The sequence below is a fragment of the Enterococcus thailandicus genome (assembly GCF_001886265.1).
In the GTDB taxonomy this organism is placed as follows: Bacteria; Bacillota; Bacilli; order Lactobacillales; family Enterococcaceae; genus Enterococcus_B; species Enterococcus_B thailandicus.
This window is the reverse complement of the sequence record NZ_JXLE01000001.1, coordinates 266,957-287,967: the sequence shown is the minus strand read 5'-3', so window position 1 is coordinate 287,967 and position 21,011 is coordinate 266,957. Positions and strand designations below refer to the sequence as shown.

Here is a 21,011-nt window from a genome sequence, read left to right as displayed (position 1 = left end):
CCTCCGAATGTACATTTTATTGGAAAGGAGGTTCGGATACCTCCCTTTCGATAAAGCTCATGACTTCCTTATCTATCCGATTTTATTATACCATAAAACCTTAGTCTTCACCGTTTTTGCTCGATTTAATTACCCTTACATCGCTATAAGGGAGGGCAAAGAATTCACCCCTGCGAAGGCACTTTCCCAAGAAATAGCAGCAGTTGTAACTGCTGCAGTTCCTGCAACGATTGGTGCGGTTACTCCAACTGTTAAAGCAGTGCCAGCACTAGAAACCTTGTTTCCAAACGATTCGAGTCGTTTTCCTGACTCTATCCACTGAGCTGACTCCGCTTTTAGCCATCCCGTGGTTCCTTCAGTTTCTACCTTCATGCGGGCAATTTGACCAACAGTATTTTTCATTTGAGTTTCGTAGCTAGCTGATCTCGCAGTTGCTTGATTCAGCTGATTAGCATATTTCACAGTTGAAGCCGTCGCATTTCCATTTGCATCAAAACTATCCTTGTAAGCTTTTGTTAGCAATTCGACTTGGCGCTCATTTGATTGGAGTACACTCCCCAAACCATTGTACTTAGCTTCAAGCACTCCGAGTGAATTTCCTGACGCACTCATCACTTTCATTTGCGCTTGCATTGCTTTTGTCTGGTGAGTGACTGCGTTTTTTGCTCCTGTCAATCCTTTTGATAACCCTGAACTATCTAAATCTAGTTTAATAATCATGTTACCAAGAGGCTTTCCCTTTGCCATAGTTTTCCTCCTTTCTATATAGATTTAAGAAAGTCTTTCAAATCAACTTCTTTTGTTTTTTCTTTTTTAGGTTCTGTGCAAGCAATTTTCACCATCATCTCAATTGAATTGTTCTCAATATCTGACAATGACCAGCCGGATTTTACCAACTCTCTGCACAAATTTAAGTACATTTCTTCCGCTTCCTCAGGCGTTACTTTTTTGCTTCTGGATCGGGATTTTCTTCAACTCCCATAACTTGTCCTAAAATGTCATCCAAGACTTCGATTGTTTTTTCGCTAGGTAACCCGTCTAAGATTTGATCGTCAGTCAATTTGTCATCTCTAAAAATTTGTTTAGCAAATGTCAAATAATGTTCGAGCTGATCCCACATTTTTGTTCCTTCAGTATTTAATTTTTTGATTGTTTCTAATGCCGTTCGATAATCTTTCCCAGTTGTATCCAAATTTTCAAAAACTTCTTTTTTGCCTTCTTTGTTTTTTAAAACTAGTTGTACTTTCGCCATCGTTATTCCTCCTAAAATTCCAATAAAAAAGAGGACTAAATGTTTAGTCCTCTTCGTTTCACGCTGGCACCAAGGCCAGTAAGTCATCTTTCAATGTCACTCCAGCAAAATCAATATCGTGATCAGTTAACCACTGCTTGATTTCTTCGATCGTATTATTTTTTGTTGGTTTTTCATCTAACCCCATTTTTAATGATTCGGGTTCTTGCTCAGCTAAAGTTTTAAATGCTGGGATATCAACTTTCGCACTTTCTACACCATTTTCAATAGCTATAGCATAGTAATCGCCTGCAGCTACTTGTGTATCAGCAGTAATTCCTGTAATCGTTAATGGGCTTTCGCCTTCAACAACTTTTGTTCCGTCCTTTTTACGAATTCTAAATGTACGTGTCATATTGTTCTCCTTCCTTAACTAAGCGCAACGGTTGCCCCATCCGTTGTTGGAGTAACTGTCCCAACAATGGGGCTGATTACTCCCCCGCTGGGAAAACTAACCCTTTCAACTCTGCAATAGAAGATTCTTCTTTTCCGATATATTTTGCTACGGATTGTCCATTGGCTTCTCCATCAGCATCACTAGCGACAGCTGCAAAAACATATTCTTCAGCATCTGGTTCGAAGGCATCATTTGTTAAAGTATTTAAGTTAATCGACTCACGACTGAATCGTCCTTTAAATACTGCAAGCATTGCTGATTCCCCACTTAAATCTGACGATTCTAACAAAACAGCGCAGTAAGGAGGCTCTGTGTCTTTTCCCAAGAAGCTGATTTTGCTTTCATTTGTTGCATAGCCTAAAATTTTATCGTTTACTTCTTCTGGTAAATCTAACAATCCAAAATTCACACTGACATCCCCAGTACCTTTTTGAGAAACGTAATAAGCAATGTCAGAACCGTAAACTTTCGATGGCTCTTTTGATAAACCAGTAATCTCAGCTGAAACAGTAGCACCTTTATCTTGCTTACCTTCGATTACAAATTGATTGGCGGCTGGAATTTTCCCAGTTTCATCAAAGATACCAATCGTCATTTTTTTAAATCCTACTAAAGTCATAAATTTTTCCTCCTAATTTTTGACAACAAAAAAAGACACGATTTTTCGTGTCTTGGTTCTTGTTATCCACTTTTTAATAGTTCGTATCATAAATTTTTGTATTTCCATCATAGCGACGTGCATCCACAAAGCGTCTCGTCTCTGGAAAATACTCATCAAGTCCTTGACCGGAAACTTGCCCAAAGCTCAACTTCTTCATTTCTTTTTTTATTTCATGTTGAATTTGCTTACATGTTGTTCTGTAAGTCGATTCAACATCTATTTGAATCAAATGCTCTATTGACAACTCTTGGTCACTGCCGTGATACGCCTCATTAGGTACATCCACTGGCCTGATTGTGATAAAAGTGCCTGTCTTGTCTGCTGTTTCTGGTTGTTCATAGAACTTGATGCGATATCGTTCTGTTTCTTCGTTGTAAGTCATAGAATGAATATATTCATTTGAACAAAGAGATTCATAAATAATATTGAGTATATCCTTCATAAACTTTTTTTAACCTCCTGAGCCACTTCATTGAGATAGATTGGTTCTGATTTTTTCAGTGATTTAGTGATTACACCAAACCCACGTGGTTTGATTTGTTTGCCTTTTCGCGTATACCCCCACTCATTTAAGTGAATGAGTCGGTAGCGTTGGTGTGGACCATTCCAACCAATTTCTGCCTCTACTTTTTGATTCTTGTAGGTAGCATCTTTTCTTACAACTTCATCGATCGTATATCCTTTATCTTTAAATACGAGTAGGTCCGTCTGGAGGTGTTTTTCAACTTTTTCAGCACCAACATTCACAGCTTTTCTGTTCACTGTTCGCATTTTCTTTTCCCCAAGTTCTCGTTCAAGTGCTTGTATCGTTTCTTGTATTCCTTGAAATCCTACCCCGGTCACCATATCACCTTCTTCGTCACGACTGGCGTTTCAGAACAATTTTAACGAACCTACTATCCTCATAATCTGGCGCGACATCTACTATTTCCCACACTTTAAGAATTCCAGAATCAATCATTCTATAATCATCAATTTCTACTTTGTGTTTATTTGTAGGAATGTAATCGGTGAACGGATCACGTATCTTGATAGTTGTCCCTTCTTCAGTCTCCTTAGAGCGTAGAATATCCATGTCTTTCATCGATGGTTTATACGCTAAACATGTACACTTGTACAGTTCCTTTTTTTGTTGTTCACCAGGTTCAGGACCATCAGCAGGCTTATATTCAAAAAAACTAACTGGTATATTCAAATCTCCAGCTACAATTTTTGGTTTCTCGTAGTGTTTGTTAATCGACAATTTTTTCACCTGCCAAGTCTATAGAAGCGTCCATGATCATCGTTTGAAAATTGTCATAAAAATACTCAAGTGATTCGTTTCGTAAATAACGAGTACGTTCAAATACTAATTCTTTACCTTTTAAAAACTTATTTGGTTCGAAATCTCCGATGATAGATTTTAAATCAACAAAAGAACTTTCTAGTTGCTCACCAATGTCATCATCTTCTGAAGAGTGAAAAATTCGAAAACGTCTTTTGTACTCATCAATGAATTTTTTCTCGTTCATTTCTACTCTCCTACTCTAAATCAATAACTGCCCCGTCCGTCGTTGGAGTGATTGTTCCAACAGCAGGGCTTGTTACTCCCCCGCTGTAAGTGAAAGGTTGTATACTTGGGCTGAATAGTTATTTGCTGGCTCACCATTTCCAAGCATGTCGATTGCATACAAAACTGCACGTTTCATAGCGAACGTTTCATGATATTCATAAACTTTTTCTGGTTGAGACTGCGTAGCATCATATTCTCCAGAAACAAACGCGATTAATTTCCCTTCAGGAACGTCTTCTGATTCAATGATTCTATCTTCTGAAATAAATGGTAAATTAGTCACGAATGCCCCATTTGAATTCTGTGTAGTAATACGTGTCATGATATCCCAGTAATCGACAGGATTGATAATTAAGTTAATTCGCCCTTTGATTTTACGAGATTCTTCTTCGTCATTTTCATCATTGTCTCCGATTTTTTTAATGTAGCGCGACATTTTCTTCATCAATGCGCCCATTTCTGCAACAATTGTTTTTGAGTCTTTGAATGTTAAGGTTCCAGCTGGATCTTTATCAGGTAATCCCGTAGTAGGATCTAATGCGCCCTCTACATTTTTCATTAGGCCCACAGGCTCATCTTTACCACTACCAGTAACTACTTTTTCTGCCCAAATATCCTTAACCGCTTCACCCAAACAAAGTCGTACATAACGGTTAATCCAACGAGCGCCTAATTTTAACGTATCTTTTGAAATCAAAAAGAAAGCAGTAAGTGCCAATTGATGTGTTTCTGTTACGCCAAACTCAGCGTCCAGTTGTCCCTCGATATCTTTGTGAAGCGGGCCGAATACGGCAACACCTTTACGACGTGATCGGATAGTCTTAGTTAAACCAACAGCCGGTGTAAAATTGATTAGACGTAAAATTGGATGTTCTTTTTGAATATCTTCAAATACACGTTCAAAAATTGTTTCCGGCCACGTTAAATCTTCATCAAAGCCACCTTTTTTTGATACCTCGTTGTAGAATTTAGTTTCTTCTGCAGTCAGCACCGGAATTCCCCGAGCTTGCAAAATTTGATTATCTGTTACATTTTTTAATTCTTCATACTCAGATCGAACCTGCTTTCCAGCGTCTTCTGCAATAGCTGTGACATACTCTTCTAAAGCTGTGTTGATCTGTTCAGGAGTAGCTCCTTCTTGGTTAGATACTGCATTGAATGCTTTTTTTGCATCCGCAGTCTTGTTTGTGATTGTTAATGTCATTTATTTACTCTCCTTTTCGTAGTCTTGCAATCAATGATTTTTGTTCTGGTTCAGATAGTTCACTTTCATTTTGAGTATTAAAAAAAGAAGCCATCGCCTGAGCAACACGCTCATTCACAATGTCTTCGATATTTTTATCTTCTTTTCTGACAGCCTTCACTTCATCAGCAAATCCATAGTCGACTGCTTCTTGAGCTGTGAACCATTTTGCTGCGTTTATCCATTCTGTCAACTGTTGTTCTGACTGCCCTGTTTTAGCAACATAGATACTTAAAATAGAATCGTCAATTGTTTCCAGTGCCTGAAGCGTTTTTTGAATATCTTTTTTATTTCCCCAACCAACCGTCTCAGCTTCATGAATCATAAATGTTGTTCCAATATTCATAATAACTTTATCAGCCCCAGCACAAATGAACGTTGCCGCACTAGCTGCATTTCCCATTACTTCCACGGTTACTGTGCTTGGATGGTTTTTTAGATAATTGTAAATTTCGACACCTTGGAAAACGTCACCTCCAGGGGAGTTTAGTTTAATATGGATATCATTCGTAACATTATCTAACGCTTCTCGAACCATTTTTGCATCGATATATTTATCATCGGACCAGTAACGTTTTTGAATCACTCCACTCAGTGTCAAAATTTGAGTATTGTCAGATACTTCATTTTTAAACTCAAATGGCACTACTCTATTTTTTGTCTTTGGCATTAACATCCTCACCTCCTTTCACTGCTTCTTCGTAGTTTTTGGTTCTAATCCGTACTTTCCCTTCTCCATTCGGAAGTTCATCATAATCAACAGCCTCACGAACTTCATCAATATCAAACGCACCACCAGAGGTCACTTTATCGATCTGAGTAGCATATTCAAGTAAATCTTTAGGAAGAACTTTGACTATTTTGATTCGCTCACCGTTTTTGTATTCTTGCCGTGTAATAATTTTTGCTGTCAATTCATCCTGCAACTTTTTAATAAGTGGAGCGATACAAAGTTTTTGAAATGCTTTGATGTTCGAATCAAGTTCTGCTTTTTCACCATAAATAAGCGCTGTAGGAACACCTATAGCGTTAGCAATATCATCGATCAAAGACGATTTCATCTTATTTAATTCATCTAGCGATTGATTAGACACGCCTTGTTTATTGGTGTATTCTTCATACTCAAAACCTTTGACCTTAGGAACAATTGCTACTGAATTTGTTCTAAACGAGTTATAAATTTTGTCAATGAACGATTGCAATCGTTGACTTCTTGTTTTCCCGTCTTTTCCTGTTTCATCATTGATTGATCCTGTTGATTCAATTGATACTGATCCGCGAATTTGATTATTTCTCATGGCGATTTCTACTATACGACCGAACAATTCTGAATAGTCCTCAAACAACCCTCTGTCAAATCGTTCTAGTTCCTCATTGTTGTATTCCATATAAATGACGTCAGACATGTTAAAATTTCGATTAAAAATATACCCCTTCACCATAACGTTCGAAAAAACATCATCATAAACAGCGTATTCTGTTCTAGTAAAATCATCTGCTATCAATAATTGGTTATCATCTGTAAAGATCACCAATACTTCGTTATCATCTAATAATCGATAAAAGAACTTTTCCCAAAAAACAGCTGCTGACATATCTAAGTTGGGGCGAACATTTAAAATATATTCCCAATCAGCAGTTGCATCTTTGTTTTTAAATTTAACTACTAGGGTAGACATTGTCCTTGCTACAAAATCAAGTACAGTATTTTTTGCCATAATTTTAAGATACGACCGCTTCGCTGTATCATCGCCTACAACAAAATCTGGTAGCCAATCTGTAGGATTTTCATTTTTAACAGATTGCTTAAAAACATCAAATAAACTCACATAAACTCACCACCTTTCAATAGGATCATTATTTGCCTAAAAATTTAGTTCATCTAATAGATCGAAAGCTTCTTCATAATCTACTTGATCATCTAATTCCGTTGCTTTATATAGAGCATGAATAAAAGCTTGAAATCCATCCGTTTTACGTTTTACCTCTTCCTTTTTTAGAAATTGTTTACCATCTTTCGTTTCTTTCACAAACACGTTGTTGGTAAACCACCTCATCAAAGGATTGTCTCCGAAAATAAACTTATGATTTGCAAAGCCATCTTCTACTCTTGGAGCAAGCATCGGATGCAAGCTTGACGGTCTTCTCAAACGAACCACTTCAAATCCTTCCTTTTCCAGCAACGGAGCTAAAATATCAGCCTTATAGTTATCCATTACAATCACCCGAACTCCATATTTTTCTCTAGCTTCTAAAAACCATTTGACAATGTGTTTGGGGTTTAATGATGGTTCATCAATAACCTTCATCAACCCCATCTTTTCCCAACTTTTTATTGGTGCACGCTTTTCACTTCCAACTAGCTGCTCTTTGAGCGAATATCCATAATGAACATCGCAAAACTGTTTAATCGCAAATGTAAAAGATTTAAAAGCGTACTCTTCTTTTTTCTTAAACAACAAGCCACATGTTGCAAAGTCTCGAACACTACCGAAATCTAGAGATCCGATTGGGACACTGTCTAACTTGAAGAATGGTCGATTAGTTGCGAGCATTTCTTCTTTTGTTGCAACTGAATTTTCCATATTGTCTTCCAAAAAATTCATACGTTTAGTAACGAAAGCTGTTCTACCAGATGGCTCTACCGCTAATTTCTTATATTTTTTCATCACTTCATTAAATAATCGTTTACCACGTTTATTTAACGGTGGTTGGAGTGCTGGGTTTGCTTTTGCCCATAGTTCCGGTTTGTCCATCTCTTCTATTGCATCAAGTTCGCAGATATAAGGAAACACTCCCTTAAATTCTGCTAATCCGTTCAGAATATCTTCACATTCACGATATTTGATATCAAAATATCCTTCACGAACAAATCCTTTTGTTCCGATAAAAAATTGGCGTCCGTGGTCAACTTTACCTAATCCACCTGAAAAAACATCGACTATATCAGTATTTTCCATCTCATGGTACTCATCATAGATGACAGCACCCTCGCGTCCACCATCTTGACTTGACGCGTTACTTGTTTTGTATTCAAAAACTGATTGCGTTTCTAAACCTGTTAAGCTACTTTTGTAAGCTTCAAATTCTTCTTTTAAATCTTCATTACCTTTTTTGTTGATAACTCGATAACATTCTTGAAAGCTTCGTTTTGCTTGTTTTTCACTATTAGCAACAATAGAGACATCATAGTAATCAATTCCGTGCAGGGAACTGACAAAATAATTCGAAAGAGTGGAGATAAATCCGTTCTTCCCTCCACCACGGCCCATGTTAATAACAAATTCATCAAAAACTACTTCGTCATCTTCTTTATAAAATAAAAAGATGAATGAAGAAATAAATTTCTCCCATTCATCTAGTTCAAAATACCAAGCCTGGCTAAACTCGATATAATTATTTATTTGTTCTTCATCAAAGTAACAGATATCATCGCGTGGTAATATTTCTGTCTCGATCAACTGTAATAGCTTTACTCGTTTATCGTTGAGGACCAACTCACCGTTCTTCCACTTTTCAAGATATCCATCAACATATTTATTATGAAGCATTTTTATCCTCTACCTAGCAACTTACTTTTTTTATCTTTTTTTGGCCCTCTTGGTAGCAATTCAGTAAGCTGCTTAATAATTGCTTGATATGTTTTATCTCTATTATCATAACTTTCGACTATCGGGCGCTTTCTATCATAAGCAAGCTGATTCTCGCTCTGCTTAAATTTCTCATATTCACCATTTTCAATGATGTCTTTCCAGTTATCATCTAATAGAATTCTCAATCTTGCAGCTTGCATGATTAGTCCTTCAACCAAATTTAGCTTATCTCGAGGAATATCATCAAATAACTTATCTAATCGTTGTTTTTCTAAATTTACCCTTTTTTCCATGTCCTCAATACGATCATTTAGTAAGAAATGTAAACTGACACAGAGCGCCTCTGAAATCAATTCTAACTTCTCTAAACTAGGAGAATTTCTACCGTTCTCGATACTACCGTAATAGCGTGTTGAAATACTACATTTTGTTGCTATATCAGCTTGTGTGAGCCCTAATTCAATTCTTTTTTGCTTCATTCTCGAGCCAACTATTTTCGAATCCAAACCAATCACCTTCTTCCGTTTTATACTCTGTGCAAGCGGGAGGGGGGGAGGGGGTAAAAAAAAATATCACGTTTGTTTAATTGACCCCATCCACCGGTTCCCAAAAATTTTATTTTGAGTCAAAACATTTTGACCGGGGGTATGTTAGTCCCTACTTCTATCGATTATTCGGTCTTGTTTTTGGGTCTTGTTTCAACAAAATCCGCTAATTTTTTAGGTTGTTCATATCTTTGATAGTCAATACGAATATAGATATTGTTTCCGTCAGCCGCTTTTTCGGTAGCAACAGTGTATTCATCTTGAACAATACCATCTTCTATAAACAGTTTATCTTTAGCAAGTTCTTCTCTGAATGATTGTAAGCTTGCTATTGCCATATCAACAAATGTAAGTTGTTTCTTCTTTGTATTTTCATCTACATTCTTTTTACTCATTGCTTAAACACCTCACCCGTCACTTTATTTATGGATAATACTTTTTGTTCTGGATTCTTATTAGTCATATAAACAAAGGTAATCACGTTAACTCCTTCGTTTGAATAATCACTTGTGACATAATGATTAGTCATTGATACAATTCCTGCTTCTTGGCCTTTGATATAAAGCTTAGGAACTTTTCCATTCAAATCGAAGCTTACATCTTCTTTGGCTAATGATTCATTCAAATCCAAGATGGCCTCTCGCTTTTGTTTCCATAGATTGCCGTCAAAAAACTGCTTGCAATACTTCATGTAGTCTTCATCACCTTGTTCTTTATAAGGATGAGCATGAATCCCTACTGCATATCCAGTAACAGAACCTTTGAGAATTTCACTAACAGATTGTTTGATCTGATTGAACGTCTGCTCCCACTCCTTGTATCCCTTTACAGAAAAGTTAACAGTTGCATTGCCGCCTTCAACAAATTGTTTAGTAAAGTTTTCGTACACTATATCTTTGTTTCTGTACTTCGGTAATACTGATTTGAGTCCTAATCCCTCAACTGCCCATTTATCAACCAGTAGTTTGTTACCACCGATGCCCTCAGCGTCAGAGGTTGTTACTACTGCTGTAGGATATAATTCTTTAATTCTAAACATTAATTGTTTCGCTATTGAACTGACAACGATTGTGTACCTTCCGTCTTCAACGTATTCCTTTAGTGTGTTATAAGATGTCAAATTCATCATCCCACTTTCTTTTCTTTGGTTGCCCACGATAGTTCATTCGATCGTGCCGCTTATTGTGGCAGTCCTTGCACAGCGTGCGTAGGTTATCAATATCTAATGCGTACTGCGGATAATGTTCTAGCTCTTTGATGTGATCGACTTCGAGAATAGAATCATACTGAGTTGTAAGTTTGCCCTCAGCTTTGCACCACTGACATTCATAATGATCCCGTTCTAAACATTGCTTTCTTAATCTTCTCCACTCACTTGAGCCATAAAACCTTGCTCGTGCTTGTTTAGTTGATACGTCAATCATTGCCGAATCTTATCTACATATACATTTACTAACGCTTCCTGAACTTTAAATATGCCTTCAATTCCCAAAGAAGAAACATCTAAACCCATTCGTTCTTTCAAGAACTTAGCATTGTGTTCAGCTTTTAATGTTTGTTCTGCAATGAAATAATTTAATGCAGCGACCTCATCCATCTTCAAACCAGTCAAACTTATGATATTCATAAACAAATTAGCTAATTCATCTATGTCTTTTTCTTCTCTTATCTTCTTGATGATTTTTATATAGTCTGTGTTGTCCTTCATCTAATGTACCTCCCAACGCTCTCTTGAATATGTTCTTCATCAAAATGACCGACACCACAGTAAATTAAACGACAGCTATCTATTTCGAAAGGAGTAGCTTCTCTCGTCATTTCAATGATTGAGTATTTCTTTTTGATTTGAACAGACTGAACTGCTCGAATTGGGTCGTCATCATTCGGATGAGGATATTTATTTGATAGTGATACATACCAGTAACTTCTCATTAACAATCTCCTTTCGAGCAAAAATAAAAAGACCACTCAAAGAGTGATCTCTATGTAATGCACCCAAGACGTATCGCACGTCTTTCAAGGACGCTAGTCTATCGGACTCGAACCGACTCGCTTCACAGCTTTACCGCGGGTGCGTTTTAGCAAATTTAATTAAAAACAAAGCAATCTACACACAGACAAGTCTATTACTTTCTGCACCTCGCCACTACCACATCCCTCGATTGCATCGACAGGTGTATCAGTTGAGGTTTCCAGCTCTGATACTTAACTCAACAATAGGCTATATCTGTCAGTCATAGTCCGTCTGAGTCGCTTAGCATTTTCCACTTTCCTGTCAGTAGTAGAAATGCACCGAATTTTTGTGGGCGCTTATGTCCCAATATTTAGATGTTTCTGTTGTTTCTATTGATGTAGCTAGACTTGAACTAGCGACCTCTCAATTATAAGTTGAGCGCTCTCACCAACTGAGCTACACATCATAAATAAAATAGACAGCAACCTGTTGAAATAGATAAGAGGAATGTGTTTTATTTTTTGTTGGTTGCTGTCTATCTGTTAAAGAAGAGCTATTTGCTGACTGAAACAAAATAAACGATGTTCTTTTTATTTTTGTTTTTGTGAGTAGTCTTCAAAAACTCTCTGTAAAACAATTCAATCAGTCGAAAACGCATGACAGTTAAAGTAGATTGACTTTTCACGCTGATTGATTGTTTCGTGTCGCTTTATTTAATCTTTCGACACTATCATAATATCACCGTAAAACGAACCAAAACCGCCACGTTTCCGCCAAAAAACCGCCAAAATTCACAGATATACAATTAGTGATCCATGTTTGTATGCCTCAGCAAATTCAATCAATGCTTCTGATTTCATACGTTGAACGCTTCTTTCTGAATACCCGATTTCTCGACTAATTTTGTAATTCGAATAAGTATCAGTCACACAGTAGCTCCAGTACAGTATTTGACGACTGTTTAAGCTTAATGACATAAGTCCAGTAAGTATCGCGTCACGCTCATTCTCTATATCTACTAATTGGATAACTGCATCCTCTGCTTTGTTACCGTAGCGTTCACCTTTTGGCATATCCGTTATAATTGGTGATTTAACATCTATTAAAGAGCGTCCTGCCATCCGCTCCAAACGTCTAAAATTCTTTAGTACATTTCTTGCATTGCATCTTGTCTGCTTAAAATCTGGTTCACGTAACAATTGCATCAAGTCAAACCGCCCCTTTTTTATGTTATAATGTCTTTGCTGAAAACATTTGCCATGATCGGGACGGTCTGGCTTTTTTTATTTGCTTGGAAATGATTCAATATCGCTTAATCGAGCAACTGCGACATTTTTCTTTTGCATAGCTAATGCTTCATCACAAGCTACTGTATTTTCAATTCTGATAATCGCAGAATTTGTATTTATTTTTTCGATGTAACCTCGAACAGGATAAATAAATTCTTCTACAACACATCGAATCATTTGACCAATTTCAAAGTCAGATTCTTCTTTCTTCTTCGGTCTTTTGGTTGGCATATCTAATCTTAATCCACCGATTCCGTATGGATCTTTGTAAAATTCATCTTTTAATTTCATCGCTCATTCTCCTTTTGTGAATACTGATTCACCATGTCAATTGCTTTTTCAATGAATGCAATCAATAAGCCTTTGTAAATAAAACGAGTGTATCCTTTTGAATCAGCAGATTTTATTGATGGTCCAAATAGTGCTACAACGAAAACTAACATTGCTAGTTCATTCATTTTTTTGATTCCTCCCGCCCAAGAGCATCAATTCTGTTTCTCATTTCTGTAAATACTGTAGCTAATCGCATAACTTTAATCATTTCTGGAATATCACTTTCAGCAGTCAGTTCCCACTGTTCAACGCACTTAGCTAAAAATTCTTTTTCATTTTCTTCACCTGTAAAGATCACAAAGTCTTTCATACTAATCTCTCCGTTTCGTCAGCGATAAAATCAACGTTTCCCAAAATTTCAAGTTCGCCATCTGGATAAACATCTAGCCAATCATGCGCGCCAATAAAATCATTATATGCATTCAAGCCTTTCGTTTTGTGATGATGATTGACACCAAATCCAACTAATAAAATCTCACCTTGCGACGTACGGACAACGTCATGATATTTAATTATTTCCCCATTTTTGTCTTTTACTTCTTCAACACAATTTTTATAGTCTTCGTAGTTCATTATGCTATCTCCTTGTCGGTTACTTTTATATCCCATAAACCTATCGAACCTTTCATCCAGAAAGAACCAGTTCTAAAACTGTCGTCAATCACTGTTCCTTTATCAACTTTCTCATAAAAAGCACGATCAACTGGTATAGAAATTTCCACAGCATTTGCTTCATCTTTCATATGTTCTGTAAAATCCAATGACATATGACTTTGCTTAATTTGAATTGTAACAATATATCGTTTAACATCCGATGTGTCTTTCAGATACTTTATAGCATCTTCTAAGTCTTGCTTTTCTTGATTTAACTGATTGATATTATCTTGAATGAGCTGTTGTTCCGCTTCGCTTTCACTGATACATCCAGATAAAATAGCTAGTGAGATTGCAACAGATAAAACAAAACAAAGCTTTTTCATTCTGCTTCCTCCTGATCCAATCCCCATTCCGCAAATCCTATGAGAAGTTCAAACTCCTCCTTCTCGTTTAAGTCATTATAAAAAGCAAATACGTTTCCTGGCATATCAGTTATTGCGTTTTTTAAGATGAATAACGGAAATTGCCAGTCGGCAGGCTCATGATATTGTTTCTTCAACCACTCAAGCACGATTTTCTGATTGTCGTTGAGTTGCGATTGTTCGTCTTTAAAAGATTTAATGACGTTTTCTGCTAATTCCATGCATCTGTAAAAATATTTTTCACCAACTCCATCATCTAGCATCGTCCTCACCTCGATGTCATCTTCTGCAACAACTGCATTTGTTTCTCTGATAATTTCATCGTTCCCGTTGAGTTCATCATCATGAACAAATTCGTGGAATAACTCACTCATCTTTTTATTCATCCTTCTTCCACCTCCTCCACTGGCACAGCAAACTGTTTAATATCTGGAAAATATTTATCTAGTTCTGCTTGTGTAAACTTCTGTGCATTTCCTTGTCTGAATGAGATATGGTCATCTTCCACGCAGTAGTGAACCGGGAATGAGATATGCGGAACAGGCATAACATACAACTGTTCTTTCTCGACCTCGTAGCCGTCCCCAAATGCCTTAGAAAATATGACTTGGTGTTTTTCTACCTTAAGCCATGCCCAGACTTGGTTAGGCATTTTATTGATGTATCGGAATACTTCCCACAAGCTATTTCCATCCGAGTGGCAATACTCTATATAATCCGCCACAAACTTCGGCACAACTGGCTTCTGTGGTTCGTCTAGTTGTTTTAAGTCGCTCAGTATCTCAGTTCGAGCAGCTAAAAAACCTTGATCATATATTCCTATCGCTGGATCTGCGTACCTAAAAGATTCTCTTATGATTATCGGTTCAGGCGCTCCTGTTTTACTCGACCACTCTTCAATCAATTCTTGTTTATTCATCGTGTTCCTCCTTCACTTCTGCATAGCCATAATTGCAATAATTGTAAAAAATCTCTCGTGCCTCTTCTTCGATTTCTGCATCTGTAGCATCATCTGGCATTTCAAAATATTCTATTTCTCCTACGCCAGCCCAACTTGTCTCAATGTCTACTCTGAATTTACGAGTCATCGTGTTCCTCCTTCAAAATATCTAACTAGTTGTTGCCCTACCCAACGTCCCATATCCACAGGTACTGCATTTCCAATTTGTCGATAAGCATCGTTATCAGTTCCACTGAATTCAAACCAGTCAGGGAAACCTTGCAAACGTTGATATTCAAGAACCGAGTATGGTCTTATTCGTTTCCCGTCATCGACTAATCGTGTACTACGATCTTTCGCATAGTGAGCGACACATGTTGGAGCTTTTCCATCTTTTTTAGTGATAATTGGTTTGTCACGATAACCACCATTCAGGCGTTTAAATACATAGTCAGGTATGTGTATTTCTGGATTATTTTCCAAAATATCACCAACAACTATTTGTGTTTGGTCGATTGCTGTTGGATATTCAAGATTGTTAAATGGTTTTCTTGTACCAATAACAATTAATCTTTTTCTTTCTTGCGGTAGCCACCAGTTTGCATTTACTGGACATTCAACTCGAACATAATAATCTGGTAACTTTGTCATACACTCCATGACAACTTGAAATTTTCGCATTCCTGGAACGTTCTCAATAACGTATGCTTCAGGCTTTGCTAAAGCAATATGTCTGAAGAAATGGAGAAATAAATCATCGCCAGTTCTTGTTCCGCTGATGTCTGCTATATTTGAATATTTCGTACATGGAAATGTTCCAATGTAAACATCTGCATCTTGTTGATCTAACACTGTAATTTTAGTGATGTCCGATTGATTAATTTTGTGATTAAAATTCTTTTTTAATGTTGAAACTGGTTTAGAATCTATCTCAAAAGATTCTAATATATTTATGCCTGCATCAATCATCCCTAAATCCATACCGCCAGCACCACTGAAATAACTTTTAGCTGTTATCACTCACTCCGCCTCCAGCAAATCAAAAAGATTTCCATGATTTTCACCTTTAAAAATGTTATATGGAATGGTTTCATCTTGTTCTTCGTCATAGCAAAAGTCCCACAAATCGTCAGCAACTGATGTTTGACACCATGCAACGCCGATTACATTCTCATCTGCTTTCATAGTTTCTATCACTTCAATTTGCTGTCCAAAATTCGAATTGGGATAAACGTCATAATATTTTTTGAAACTCATTAGTAATTGATCAAAATTTTCTTTTAAAACAATGATGTGATCGAATGTACTACCCAAAACAACATTTTCATAATCTTCATAAATTCCTTTGTTGAAATTGCCCCAAGTTTTATTAAAGCCAGACATCAAACTATCATCAAAACCGTACTTATCACTTAAGCTATTCCACACGTGCATACCACCTAGCCAACTGTTTTGAGCTGAACTGTATGGCGTAACGTCACCAATTTTTTCGATTGCATAAATTTCTGTTGTACTCATTTGCTGTCCTCCTAGTAATAACCAATTTTCTGCACTTTGTTTTCTGGACACTTGCCAAAACCCCGAGTAGCCAGCAGATCAAAATTCGGTTTCTTCCGTTTCAAAAACTTTTCTGTTTGGAGATTTTCTATATTCGACACTCATGTATTGTTCCATAAACGGGCGAGAGACAAAGTTTGGTAAGGCTTCATAATCTTTTTCAAACGCTTGGTAAGCATCCTCTATCTCATGTTCAGTGAATCCCAACGCTAAACACTTTCTGGTGATTTCTTCTTCTATCTTTTTTAGCTTTTTATCTATTCTCGCTTTCTCTTCTTCGCTCCTGCGAGAGAATGCAGCTTTAAAACTGGTCATTTGCTGTCCTCCAAGTCCTCCGACTTCACGAACACACCATCAACCATCTTCCCGGTACGTCCCTTAATTTCGTTGTATGCTAGTTCTAAACATTCTTGTACACTTGTTCCTTTTTGCATTGAAAGAATAATTAATGTAACGATGACATCTCCCACACTATCTTTAAACAGTTCATCGTTACTTCTTGCCATCGCAGAAGCGATTTCTCCGAATTCTTCCGCAACTTTTAAAAATTGTGATTTTGGATCAGCTTGATCTAATCCTTTATCTTTTGCCCACCGCTCTACTTTATTGATTAGTTCATTCATTTTGATTCCTCCATACAGTATTTAAATTTTCTTCCTTTTGAGTCCACACGCATTTCTTTAGCTTTAGTCCTAATGGTTTGCTTGCTTAGGCCAGTAATTTTGGAAAGCTGCTCTGCTGTTCCTGTCACAAGAATTCTGTCACCGTGCCAAATTGCAATCATGGCTGGCTTACGATAAACAATTTTTCCTTCACCTGATAACTTTTTACCAAGTTCCTGAACTTCTTCCACTATTTCGTCATTTCCTTGCCATTTAGGCAAACTAGTTAATTCAGTGATTCTTTTTCTAATAGCTTTTTTATTTTCTAAATTCGTAGACATATTTTCACCTCTCTAAAATTGTCTCTGCAATACCTGCCACAACTAAATTTTTCAAATATCTAAGTTGTTGCTTGACATAGCCTTCATCCTTGCAGCACTCTAAGCGATGATTCACGTCTTTAAGTACGGCAAGCGGAAAACTGTATTGACTTAGCAACTCGTTGATTTCATCGATCGCATTCACTTTTTCATCCACTCCTGATTGTTCAGTCCACTTTTTCTCAGAACTTTTATCGGACGTCCACCTGTGTTATCAGCCACTAGCTTTGCTTCTTGATACGAGGTGAATAAGCTCGCTTCTTTTGATGAATCTACTTGAACGCCATCTGATCCCTGATAAACCGATTTTTTGACTACATAGCCATGTTCCTTAATGCCTTTTTTCGCCATATGTGCATCTCCCTATTTAAAATTTGATTGGCTCCCACTTCTTTGGACCCGTCCATTTCCAAAAATTCCCTTTTGTTCCGATGAGAATAAAAACCGACATTCCTGTTTCGTCTAAACATTCGGCGATAAACTGACTTTTATTTTTCTCATTGACTTTGACAGACATCAAATGCCATTCACGCTTATCGCAGAATAATTCCATTCGCTTTTTTTCAATCGCTAATTGAGAAAATTCTTTCATCAGCCAGTCCTCCCAAAAAATCGACGTAGCCGGGTGTTTTTACGGCGAAAGCTGCTAAATCTTTTTCAGTTAGATATTTTCGTCCATACGCTTCTTTCATCTGTTCCCAAGTACTCCACGGAACAAAAGCATATGTTTTTCCGATGCTGCAACAGACACCACAAATCGCCCCTAAGTAATAATGACTTGCTAAACGGTTAGTCTGTTCAGCACTTAAAACTGATTGTTTCAATTTATCTGTGCTTGTCGCTTTTGCTTCAAACACGATTGATTGGCCACCTTTGATTGTTCCTTGAAAATCTGGTTGTGCATGTCCTGTGAAACGACCAGAAAATGTGCCATCTCGGTTCGTTTTTGTCGTGCGAAATGGCTCTGGTGTTTTATCAATTTCAGCAATGCCCTTTGCTCTGTAGTATTTACAAGCTAAAACAATCAAATCTTCTAACTGACGACCTCTGTTGTTGTTTGCTCTACTTTGCCAACTTTTTGAATAACTCATACTTATCAATTCATCCTTTCACTTTTCGGAATACCGATAATGGAAACTAATCCAACTGGCATCTCCATTTGCCAATCTAAAATAAGACCCTTCATCTCTGGGAAATAATAACCATCAAATCCACCAAAAACAGTAGCTGCAATATCTTCGATTCTTTGTGGTCGATTTACTTCTACTTTGATGAAAAATAATCCAACATCTTTATTTTCAATTTCGTATATATAACCTTTTCCATTTATACTGACTGAGACAACTTTATTTTTCTGTGAATGAAATCCACTTGTAATTTCATCAATCATTGCTTGAATATTCGCTAGTTGCATGACTTATTCCTCCTTTTTGATCATCTGTAGATACAGATGCCAGCCTTTTAATTCATTGAAGACCGTCTCTATTTTTGTTATGTGATATTTTGGATATTGTTTTGCTAATTCTTCATAACCTGAATCATTTGATAAACAATATTTTTCGATTTTTCTACGTGTGTATTTTGTGTTGTTGACTTGTTTGATTGGCTTTTCTAAGTTCCGTGAGCCAGACCAAGTTTTTATGCCCTTTTTCCATCGTGGCTTTTTCTTTAAGTAGCGAACTAACGCCTCGATTCCATCTGAGTCTGGTTGAATCAATCGGACATTTGTACGACCTAACATTTCTTTCTTTTTTCCTCGACCAATGGACCAGCAATCCTCGACTTCATCACGACTAATGCCACCACTCATCAAAAAATGGAAATGGATCCGTTCAACTGCTTCTCCTGACTCATTCATTTGATATTCCATAACATACAAATATTTAAGTTCTTTATTTGCTTTTTTGTACTTATTTCGCACTTTCCGGATAAATGTGTCTTTGAATATCTTTTTGGCTTTTTCTGGTTTTTCTGGTATGTGTTTATCGTTAAATGTGAATGTGCCGTAATAATCTCCTCTGATGAAATTCCCTTTAGCCAATAACCCAAAATATCTGCGACTACGCTTGTCGTTATTATTTGCTTGAGCTGGCTTGGGCAACACTTCTTTTCTCTTCTTTTTTCTGCTATACGGTTTAGCTACTTCCACTGGTACAGGACAAATATCCACTTCCTGATAATCACCAATCGACAGCCTCTTCTCTTGCTGAACAAATAACATTACACTCACTCCTGAAAATCAATAATCGTTTAATGCTCTTGTGTTAGTACCTATTACGAGGACGTTAAAACGTTGTTTTATCAACGTTTATTTGAATAGATATTCCAGAAATGGTATAATGTCTTTGTTAAAAGTTTTCTTATTTCTGGAAGAATCATCGTTTCGTAGACGATGGTTCTTTTTTGCGCTAATTAAAAAGCTGCATGCTTTTTACACACAGCTTTTCAGTTTTTAGGCAATAATCGTCAAATAGCCTTGCTCGATACTTTCACTTAATTCAGTTTCTAAATAAGTTTTGATTGATTGCATTGCGAACATTCTCCACATACCGCCGTCCGCTTCAAACAATGCACAATCACCCCTTTGGTTGATGCGGAAAATAAATGGCGACTGAGGTTGTTCTACTTCCAAAAATGTTCGGTATGGTCTAAGTTCAGCTGGACTTGGTACTTCTGCTTTTGCAACAGTCGCAGCGCCTTGCTTCACAGTAGCAACTTGGGAAACACCGTTGTCGTTTAAATCTCCACCGCCCTCAATACGAATGGAACTTGCACATTTTAAAACTGCCTCTGCGTCCAATTCGCGAGTAAACAAAGATTGTAAATTGATAATGAATTTTTCTGAGTCTAAAAAATGTCCGTATGGAAATTTGTCCAAAGAAGCGACTGCGGTAATCAAATTTTCACGTTTTCGATCCACATTTAATTGTGAATAAACGGCTACTTTTTCTGGATTTTGAATATTGATCAATAGACTTTCTGGCTCTTTTTTTGATGTTTCATCAAATTTTGATTGCAAATATTCAACTAAACCAGTCAAAGTATTAACAACTAATGTATCTGCGTATGCTGGACCATCTAATTCAACTAAACGACCCATTTCAAGGTTGTAAAATCTTTTTCCGTTTACCTCTTGGATGATTTCCTTTTGATTATTTAGTTCAACCGCATACTCTAAAGCTTTTTGAATGTTTTCTGACATAATTACTTCCTCCTAGCTGTTCGCTTTATTTCTAAAATCTAAAATTTGTGTTTCCTTCGCTTCTTCTTCAATTTCTTCAACCGCTTTGCCAGTATCATCTTTTAAAGTAGAATCTTTTGAATCAAAATACATTTGTCCTTTTTGATTGCTTAGCAGTTCATTCGCAACAGCATCGCCTTCATCATCGATAGCAATGAGAGCTTTTGTCATTCGTTTTTCTCGTGGTGCAAGTTTTGATTTCACTTCATGCGCAATGTAAATTTGATCTCTATATTCGTCAGTAGCAATTTCGAGATCAATGGTAATTTTTCGTTTCTTTTTGAAGTCAGTGTTCCAATCGCTGATATTTTCAACAACTTTTGACAGCTCATGCTCGAAGCGTTCTTGAAGCGCCCCTTCATCAAGCTCACTGAGCTTCACATTGATTTTGTTCAATTTCTATTCCTCCTAGTT

40 protein-coding genes, 1 tRNA gene and 2 pseudogenes are annotated in these 21,011 nt (G+C 36.9%); 1 reads left to right on the top strand and 42 read right to left on the bottom strand.

Going from position 1 to position 21,011, the window contains the following annotated elements:
* Positions 1 to 165 precede the first annotated feature (165 nt).
* The 27 genes and pseudogenes from RV17_RS01435 to RV17_RS01315 all read right to left on the bottom strand — a co-directional run.
* Positions 166 to 747: pseudogene (locus RV17_RS01435) on the bottom strand (phage tail tape measure protein); the annotation flags it as partial.
* A 14-nt stretch (positions 748 to 761) separates the two neighbouring features.
* The gene (locus RV17_RS13365; protein ID WP_169819311.1) at positions 762 to 920 is read right to left on the bottom strand and encodes a hypothetical protein; all 159 of its coding nucleotides are present in this window, start codon (positions 918 to 920) and stop codon (positions 762 to 764) included.
* A 20-nt stretch (positions 921 to 940) separates the two neighbouring features.
* Positions 941 to 1,252 (bottom strand): phage tail assembly chaperone G, encoded by a 312-nt coding sequence (gpG, locus tag RV17_RS01430; protein WP_067481066.1) that lies wholly within the window; start codon positions 1,250 to 1,252, stop codon positions 941 to 943.
* Between the two features lie 58 nt (positions 1,253 to 1,310).
* Positions 1,311 to 1,646 (bottom strand): hypothetical protein, encoded by a 336-nt coding sequence (locus tag RV17_RS01425; RefSeq protein ID WP_067481063.1) that lies wholly within the window; start codon positions 1,644 to 1,646, stop codon positions 1,311 to 1,313.
* Between the two features lie 76 nt (positions 1,647 to 1,722).
* Positions 1,723 to 2,307 (bottom strand): major tail protein, encoded by a 585-nt coding sequence (locus RV17_RS01420; RefSeq protein WP_071868291.1) that lies wholly within the window; start codon positions 2,305 to 2,307, stop codon positions 1,723 to 1,725.
* Between the two features lie 73 nt (positions 2,308 to 2,380).
* Positions 2,381 to 2,791 (bottom strand): hypothetical protein, encoded by a 411-nt coding sequence (locus tag RV17_RS01415; RefSeq protein ID WP_071868290.1) that lies wholly within the window; start codon positions 2,789 to 2,791, stop codon positions 2,381 to 2,383.
* Entirely contained in the window at positions 2,788 to 3,195 is a 408-nt protein-coding gene (locus RV17_RS01410; protein ID WP_071868289.1) for a hypothetical protein, read from the bottom strand. Before RV17_RS01410 ends, RV17_RS01415 begins: the two co-directional genes overlap by 4 nt.
* Before the next feature lie 13 nt (positions 3,196 to 3,208).
* Positions 3,209 to 3,601 (bottom strand): phage head-tail adapter protein, encoded by a 393-nt coding sequence (locus RV17_RS01405; protein ID WP_071868288.1) that lies wholly within the window; start codon positions 3,599 to 3,601, stop codon positions 3,209 to 3,211.
* Positions 3,582 to 3,860 (bottom strand): hypothetical protein, encoded by a 279-nt coding sequence (locus RV17_RS01400; RefSeq protein WP_071868287.1) that lies wholly within the window; start codon positions 3,858 to 3,860, stop codon positions 3,582 to 3,584. Before RV17_RS01400 ends, RV17_RS01405 begins: the two co-directional genes overlap by 20 nt.
* Positions 3,861 to 3,932: 72 nt before the next feature.
* Positions 3,933 to 5,105 carry a phage major capsid family protein gene (locus RV17_RS01395; protein WP_071868286.1) on the bottom strand — a complete coding sequence of 391 codons (1,173 nt, stop codon included), beginning with the start codon at positions 5,103 to 5,105 and terminating at the stop codon, positions 3,933 to 3,935.
* Positions 5,106 to 5,109: 4 nt separating this feature from the next.
* Complete coding sequence (locus RV17_RS01390; RefSeq protein WP_083571950.1) at positions 5,110 to 5,814, bottom strand: head maturation protease, ClpP-related; 705 nt, start codon at positions 5,812 to 5,814, stop codon at positions 5,110 to 5,112.
* Positions 5,795 to 6,973, bottom strand: a complete 1,179-nt coding sequence (locus tag RV17_RS01385; RefSeq protein WP_067481041.1) for a phage portal protein — start codon at positions 6,971 to 6,973, stop codon at positions 5,795 to 5,797. Before RV17_RS01385 ends, RV17_RS01390 begins: the two co-directional genes overlap by 20 nt.
* 36 nt (positions 6,974 to 7,009) lie before the next feature.
* On the bottom strand, positions 7,010 to 8,695 hold the full coding sequence (locus RV17_RS01380; protein WP_071868285.1) for a terminase large subunit domain-containing protein: 1,686 nt from the start codon (positions 8,693 to 8,695) through the stop codon (positions 7,010 to 7,012).
* 2 nt (positions 8,696 to 8,697) lie between these two features.
* Positions 8,698 to 9,216: a helix-turn-helix domain-containing protein gene (locus tag RV17_RS01375; RefSeq protein WP_071868307.1), complete on the bottom strand. Its 519-nt coding sequence runs from the start codon at positions 9,214 to 9,216 to the stop codon at positions 8,698 to 8,700.
* Positions 9,217 to 9,407: 191 nt separating this feature from the next.
* A complete protein-coding gene (locus RV17_RS01370) occupies positions 9,408 to 9,677 on the bottom strand; it encodes a hypothetical protein (RefSeq protein ID WP_071868284.1) in 270 nt (89 codons plus the stop codon).
* On the bottom strand, positions 9,674 to 10,411 hold the full coding sequence (locus RV17_RS13585) for a hypothetical protein (protein WP_249024336.1): 738 nt from the start codon (positions 10,409 to 10,411) through the stop codon (positions 9,674 to 9,676). Before RV17_RS13585 ends, RV17_RS01370 begins: the two co-directional genes overlap by 4 nt.
* Positions 10,389 to 10,706, bottom strand: coding sequence for an HNH endonuclease (locus RV17_RS01360; protein ID WP_071868283.1), 318 nt, complete (start codon positions 10,704 to 10,706; stop codon positions 10,389 to 10,391). The genes RV17_RS13585 and RV17_RS01360 overlap by 23 nt, the downstream gene beginning before the upstream one ends.
* Positions 10,703 to 10,990, bottom strand: a complete 288-nt coding sequence (locus RV17_RS01355; RefSeq protein ID WP_071868282.1) for a hypothetical protein — start codon at positions 10,988 to 10,990, stop codon at positions 10,703 to 10,705. Before RV17_RS01355 ends, RV17_RS01360 begins: the two co-directional genes overlap by 4 nt.
* Positions 10,987 to 11,214, bottom strand: coding sequence for a hypothetical protein (locus RV17_RS01350; protein ID WP_071868281.1), 228 nt, complete (start codon positions 11,212 to 11,214; stop codon positions 10,987 to 10,989). Before RV17_RS01350 ends, RV17_RS01355 begins: the two co-directional genes overlap by 4 nt.
* 414 nt (positions 11,215 to 11,628) lie before the next feature.
* Positions 11,629 to 11,702 (bottom strand) — tRNA-Ile (locus RV17_RS01345).
* A gap of 325 nt (positions 11,703 to 12,027) precedes the next feature.
* Entirely contained in the window at positions 12,028 to 12,441 is a 414-nt protein-coding gene (locus RV17_RS01340; RefSeq protein WP_071868280.1) for an ArpU family phage packaging/lysis transcriptional regulator, read from the bottom strand.
* A 78-nt stretch (positions 12,442 to 12,519) separates the two neighbouring features.
* A complete protein-coding gene (locus RV17_RS01335; RefSeq protein WP_071868279.1) occupies positions 12,520 to 12,816 on the bottom strand; it encodes a hypothetical protein in 297 nt (98 codons plus the stop codon).
* The gene (locus RV17_RS13360) at positions 12,813 to 12,983 is read right to left on the bottom strand and encodes a hypothetical protein (protein WP_169819310.1); all 171 of its coding nucleotides are present in this window, start codon (positions 12,981 to 12,983) and stop codon (positions 12,813 to 12,815) included. Before RV17_RS13360 ends, RV17_RS01335 begins: the two co-directional genes overlap by 4 nt.
* On the bottom strand, positions 12,980 to 13,168 hold the full coding sequence (locus RV17_RS01330) for a hypothetical protein (RefSeq protein ID WP_071868278.1): 189 nt from the start codon (positions 13,166 to 13,168) through the stop codon (positions 12,980 to 12,982). Before RV17_RS01330 ends, RV17_RS13360 begins: the two co-directional genes overlap by 4 nt.
* A complete protein-coding gene (locus RV17_RS01325) occupies positions 13,165 to 13,431 on the bottom strand; it encodes a hypothetical protein (RefSeq protein ID WP_071868277.1) in 267 nt (88 codons plus the stop codon). The genes RV17_RS01330 and RV17_RS01325 overlap by 4 nt, the downstream gene beginning before the upstream one ends.
* Positions 13,431 to 13,838: a SadB/YajI family lipoprotein gene (locus tag RV17_RS01320; protein WP_071868276.1), complete on the bottom strand. Its 408-nt coding sequence runs from the start codon at positions 13,836 to 13,838 to the stop codon at positions 13,431 to 13,433. Before RV17_RS01320 ends, RV17_RS01325 begins: the two co-directional genes overlap by 1 nt.
* Positions 13,835 to 14,263 carry a hypothetical protein gene (locus RV17_RS01315; protein WP_071868275.1) on the bottom strand — a complete coding sequence of 143 codons (429 nt, stop codon included), beginning with the start codon at positions 14,261 to 14,263 and terminating at the stop codon, positions 13,835 to 13,837. Before RV17_RS01315 ends, RV17_RS01320 begins: the two co-directional genes overlap by 4 nt.
* Between RV17_RS01315 and RV17_RS13800 the strand changes: the two genes are divergently transcribed.
* Positions 14,258 to 14,392, top strand: coding sequence for an IPT/TIG domain-containing protein (locus RV17_RS13800; RefSeq protein WP_146946543.1), 135 nt, complete (start codon positions 14,258 to 14,260; stop codon positions 14,390 to 14,392). The genes RV17_RS01315 and RV17_RS13800 overlap by 6 nt on opposite strands.
* Here RV17_RS13800 and RV17_RS01310 read toward each other — a convergent pair.
* The 15 genes and pseudogenes from RV17_RS01310 to RV17_RS01245 form a co-directional block, all read right to left on the bottom strand.
* A pseudogene (locus RV17_RS01310) lies at positions 14,338 to 14,796 on the bottom strand (DUF1642 domain-containing protein); the annotation flags it as partial. The gene RV17_RS13800 and the pseudogene RV17_RS01310 overlap by 55 nt on opposite strands.
* Positions 14,789 to 14,965 carry a DUF7167 family protein gene (locus RV17_RS13355; protein WP_169819309.1) on the bottom strand — a complete coding sequence of 59 codons (177 nt, stop codon included), beginning with the start codon at positions 14,963 to 14,965 and terminating at the stop codon, positions 14,789 to 14,791. The pseudogene RV17_RS01310 and the gene RV17_RS13355, both read right to left, overlap by 8 nt.
* Positions 14,962 to 15,837 carry a DNA cytosine methyltransferase gene (locus RV17_RS01305; RefSeq protein ID WP_071868273.1) on the bottom strand — a complete coding sequence of 292 codons (876 nt, stop codon included), beginning with the start codon at positions 15,835 to 15,837 and terminating at the stop codon, positions 14,962 to 14,964. Before RV17_RS01305 ends, RV17_RS13355 begins: the two co-directional genes overlap by 4 nt.
* On the bottom strand, positions 15,838 to 16,335 hold the full coding sequence (locus RV17_RS01300) for a hypothetical protein (RefSeq protein ID WP_071868272.1): 498 nt from the start codon (positions 16,333 to 16,335) through the stop codon (positions 15,838 to 15,840). It lies immediately after the preceding gene.
* Between the two features lie 78 nt (positions 16,336 to 16,413).
* A complete protein-coding gene (locus RV17_RS01295) occupies positions 16,414 to 16,689 on the bottom strand; it encodes a hypothetical protein (RefSeq protein ID WP_071868271.1) in 276 nt (91 codons plus the stop codon).
* Entirely contained in the window at positions 16,686 to 16,997 is a 312-nt protein-coding gene (locus tag RV17_RS01290) for a MazG-like family protein (protein WP_071868270.1), read from the bottom strand. The genes RV17_RS01295 and RV17_RS01290 overlap by 4 nt, the downstream gene beginning before the upstream one ends.
* Positions 16,994 to 17,317, bottom strand: coding sequence for a hypothetical protein (locus RV17_RS01285; RefSeq protein ID WP_071868269.1), 324 nt, complete (start codon positions 17,315 to 17,317; stop codon positions 16,994 to 16,996). The genes RV17_RS01290 and RV17_RS01285 overlap by 4 nt, the downstream gene beginning before the upstream one ends.
* Before the next feature lie 4 nt (positions 17,318 to 17,321).
* Positions 17,322 to 17,492, bottom strand: a complete 171-nt coding sequence (locus RV17_RS01280) for a DUF6877 family protein (protein ID WP_376716024.1) — start codon at positions 17,490 to 17,492, stop codon at positions 17,322 to 17,324.
* 5 nt (positions 17,493 to 17,497) lie between these two features.
* Positions 17,498 to 17,707 carry a hypothetical protein gene (locus RV17_RS01275; protein ID WP_071868267.1) on the bottom strand — a complete coding sequence of 70 codons (210 nt, stop codon included), beginning with the start codon at positions 17,705 to 17,707 and terminating at the stop codon, positions 17,498 to 17,500.
* A 16-nt stretch (positions 17,708 to 17,723) separates the two neighbouring features.
* A complete protein-coding gene (locus RV17_RS01270; RefSeq protein ID WP_071868266.1) occupies positions 17,724 to 17,948 on the bottom strand; it encodes a hypothetical protein in 225 nt (74 codons plus the stop codon).
* On the bottom strand, positions 17,920 to 18,447 hold the full coding sequence (locus tag RV17_RS01265; RefSeq protein ID WP_071868265.1) for a Holliday junction resolvase RecU: 528 nt from the start codon (positions 18,445 to 18,447) through the stop codon (positions 17,920 to 17,922). Before RV17_RS01265 ends, RV17_RS01270 begins: the two co-directional genes overlap by 29 nt.
* A 5-nt stretch (positions 18,448 to 18,452) precedes the next feature.
* Complete coding sequence (locus RV17_RS01260; RefSeq protein ID WP_071868264.1) at positions 18,453 to 18,770, bottom strand: hypothetical protein; 318 nt, start codon at positions 18,768 to 18,770, stop codon at positions 18,453 to 18,455.
* A 3-nt stretch (positions 18,771 to 18,773) separates the two neighbouring features.
* Positions 18,774 to 19,577, bottom strand: coding sequence for a rolling circle replication-associated protein (locus RV17_RS01255; protein WP_071868263.1), 804 nt, complete (start codon positions 19,575 to 19,577; stop codon positions 18,774 to 18,776).
* Between the two features lie 231 nt (positions 19,578 to 19,808).
* The gene (locus RV17_RS01250) at positions 19,809 to 20,558 is read right to left on the bottom strand and encodes a hypothetical protein (RefSeq protein WP_071868262.1); all 750 of its coding nucleotides are present in this window, start codon (positions 20,556 to 20,558) and stop codon (positions 19,809 to 19,811) included.
* Between the two features lie 12 nt (positions 20,559 to 20,570).
* A complete protein-coding gene (locus tag RV17_RS01245) occupies positions 20,571 to 20,993 on the bottom strand; it encodes a hypothetical protein (RefSeq protein WP_071868261.1) in 423 nt (140 codons plus the stop codon).
* Between the last annotated feature and the right edge of the window lie 18 nt (positions 20,994 to 21,011).

What these genes read in the sequence shown, in the direction of transcription:
- RV17_RS13365 (WP_169819311.1), bottom strand. Translation starts at nt 920, where the DNA reads ATGTACTTAAATTTGTGCAGAGAGTTGGTAAAATCCGGCTGGTCATTG.
- gpG (WP_067481066.1), bottom strand. Translation starts at nt 1,252, where the DNA reads ATGGCGAAAGTACAACTAGTTTTAAAAAACAAAGAAGGCAAAAAAGAA.
- RV17_RS01425 (WP_067481063.1), bottom strand. Translation starts at nt 1,646, where the DNA reads ATGACACGTACATTTAGAATTCGTAAAAAGGACGGAACAAAAGTTGTT.
- RV17_RS01420 (WP_071868291.1), bottom strand. Translation starts at nt 2,307, where the DNA reads ATGACTTTAGTAGGATTTAAAAAAATGACGATTGGTATCTTTGATGAA.
- RV17_RS01415 (WP_071868290.1), bottom strand. Translation starts at nt 2,791, where the DNA reads ATGAAGGATATACTCAATATTATTTATGAATCTCTTTGTTCAAATGAA.
- RV17_RS01410 (WP_071868289.1), bottom strand. Translation starts at nt 3,195, where the DNA reads ATGGTGACCGGGGTAGGATTTCAAGGAATACAAGAAACGATACAAGCA.
- RV17_RS01400 (WP_071868287.1), bottom strand. Translation starts at nt 3,860, where the DNA reads ATGAACGAGAAAAAATTCATTGATGAGTACAAAAGACGTTTTCGAATT.
- RV17_RS01395 (WP_071868286.1), bottom strand. Translation starts at nt 5,105, where the DNA reads ATGACATTAACAATCACAAACAAGACTGCGGATGCAAAAAAAGCATTC.
- RV17_RS01390 (WP_083571950.1), bottom strand. Translation starts at nt 5,814, where the DNA reads ATGCCAAAGACAAAAAATAGAGTAGTGCCATTTGAGTTTAAAAATGAA.
- RV17_RS01380 (WP_071868285.1), bottom strand. Translation starts at nt 8,695, where the DNA reads ATGCTTCATAATAAATATGTTGATGGATATCTTGAAAAGTGGAAGAAC.
- RV17_RS01375 (WP_071868307.1), bottom strand. Translation starts at nt 9,216, where the DNA reads ATGAAGCAAAAAAGAATTGAATTAGGGCTCACACAAGCTGATATAGCA.
- RV17_RS01370 (WP_071868284.1), bottom strand. Translation starts at nt 9,677, where the DNA reads ATGAGTAAAAAGAATGTAGATGAAAATACAAAGAAGAAACAACTTACA.
- RV17_RS13585 (WP_249024336.1), bottom strand. Translation starts at nt 10,411, where the DNA reads ATGATGAATTTGACATCTTATAACACACTAAAGGAATACGTTGAAGAC.
- RV17_RS01360 (WP_071868283.1), bottom strand. Translation starts at nt 10,706, where the DNA reads ATGATTGACGTATCAACTAAACAAGCACGAGCAAGGTTTTATGGCTCA.
- RV17_RS01355 (WP_071868282.1), bottom strand. Translation starts at nt 10,990, where the DNA reads ATGAAGGACAACACAGACTATATAAAAATCATCAAGAAGATAAGAGAA.
- RV17_RS01350 (WP_071868281.1), bottom strand. Translation starts at nt 11,214, where the DNA reads ATGAGAAGTTACTGGTATGTATCACTATCAAATAAATATCCTCATCCG.
- RV17_RS01340 (WP_071868280.1), bottom strand. Translation starts at nt 12,441, where the DNA reads ATGCAATTGTTACGTGAACCAGATTTTAAGCAGACAAGATGCAATGCA.
- RV17_RS01335 (WP_071868279.1), bottom strand. Translation starts at nt 12,816, where the DNA reads ATGAAATTAAAAGATGAATTTTACAAAGATCCATACGGAATCGGTGGA.
- RV17_RS13360 (WP_169819310.1), bottom strand. Translation starts at nt 12,983, where the DNA reads ATGAATGAACTAGCAATGTTAGTTTTCGTTGTAGCACTATTTGGACCA.
- RV17_RS01330 (WP_071868278.1), bottom strand. Translation starts at nt 13,168, where the DNA reads ATGAAAGACTTTGTGATCTTTACAGGTGAAGAAAATGAAAAAGAATTT.
- RV17_RS01325 (WP_071868277.1), bottom strand. Translation starts at nt 13,431, where the DNA reads ATGAACTACGAAGACTATAAAAATTGTGTTGAAGAAGTAAAAGACAAA.
- RV17_RS01320 (WP_071868276.1), bottom strand. Translation starts at nt 13,838, where the DNA reads ATGAAAAAGCTTTGTTTTGTTTTATCTGTTGCAATCTCACTAGCTATT.
- RV17_RS01315 (WP_071868275.1), bottom strand. Translation starts at nt 14,263, where the DNA reads ATGAATAAAAAGATGAGTGAGTTATTCCACGAATTTGTTCATGATGAT.
- RV17_RS13355 (WP_169819309.1), bottom strand. Translation starts at nt 14,965, where the DNA reads ATGACTCGTAAATTCAGAGTAGACATTGAGACAAGTTGGGCTGGCGTA.
- RV17_RS01300 (WP_071868272.1), bottom strand. Translation starts at nt 16,335, where the DNA reads ATGAGTACAACAGAAATTTATGCAATCGAAAAAATTGGTGACGTTACG.
- RV17_RS01295 (WP_071868271.1), bottom strand. Translation starts at nt 16,689, where the DNA reads ATGACCAGTTTTAAAGCTGCATTCTCTCGCAGGAGCGAAGAAGAGAAA.
- RV17_RS01290 (WP_071868270.1), bottom strand. Translation starts at nt 16,997, where the DNA reads ATGAATGAACTAATCAATAAAGTAGAGCGGTGGGCAAAAGATAAAGGA.
- RV17_RS01285 (WP_071868269.1), bottom strand. Translation starts at nt 17,317, where the DNA reads ATGTCTACGAATTTAGAAAATAAAAAAGCTATTAGAAAAAGAATCACT.
- RV17_RS01275 (WP_071868267.1), bottom strand. Translation starts at nt 17,707, where the DNA reads ATGGCGAAAAAAGGCATTAAGGAACATGGCTATGTAGTCAAAAAATCG.
- RV17_RS01270 (WP_071868266.1), bottom strand. Translation starts at nt 17,948, where the DNA reads ATGAAAGAATTTTCTCAATTAGCGATTGAAAAAAAGCGAATGGAATTA.
- RV17_RS01265 (WP_071868265.1), bottom strand. Translation starts at nt 18,447, where the DNA reads ATGAGTTATTCAAAAAGTTGGCAAAGTAGAGCAAACAACAACAGAGGT.
- RV17_RS01260 (WP_071868264.1), bottom strand. Translation starts at nt 18,770, where the DNA reads ATGCAACTAGCGAATATTCAAGCAATGATTGATGAAATTACAAGTGGA.
- RV17_RS01255 (WP_071868263.1), bottom strand. Translation starts at nt 19,577, where the DNA reads ATGTTATTTGTTCAGCAAGAGAAGAGGCTGTCGATTGGTGATTATCAG.
- RV17_RS01250 (WP_071868262.1), bottom strand. Translation starts at nt 20,558, where the DNA reads ATGTCAGAAAACATTCAAAAAGCTTTAGAGTATGCGGTTGAACTAAAT.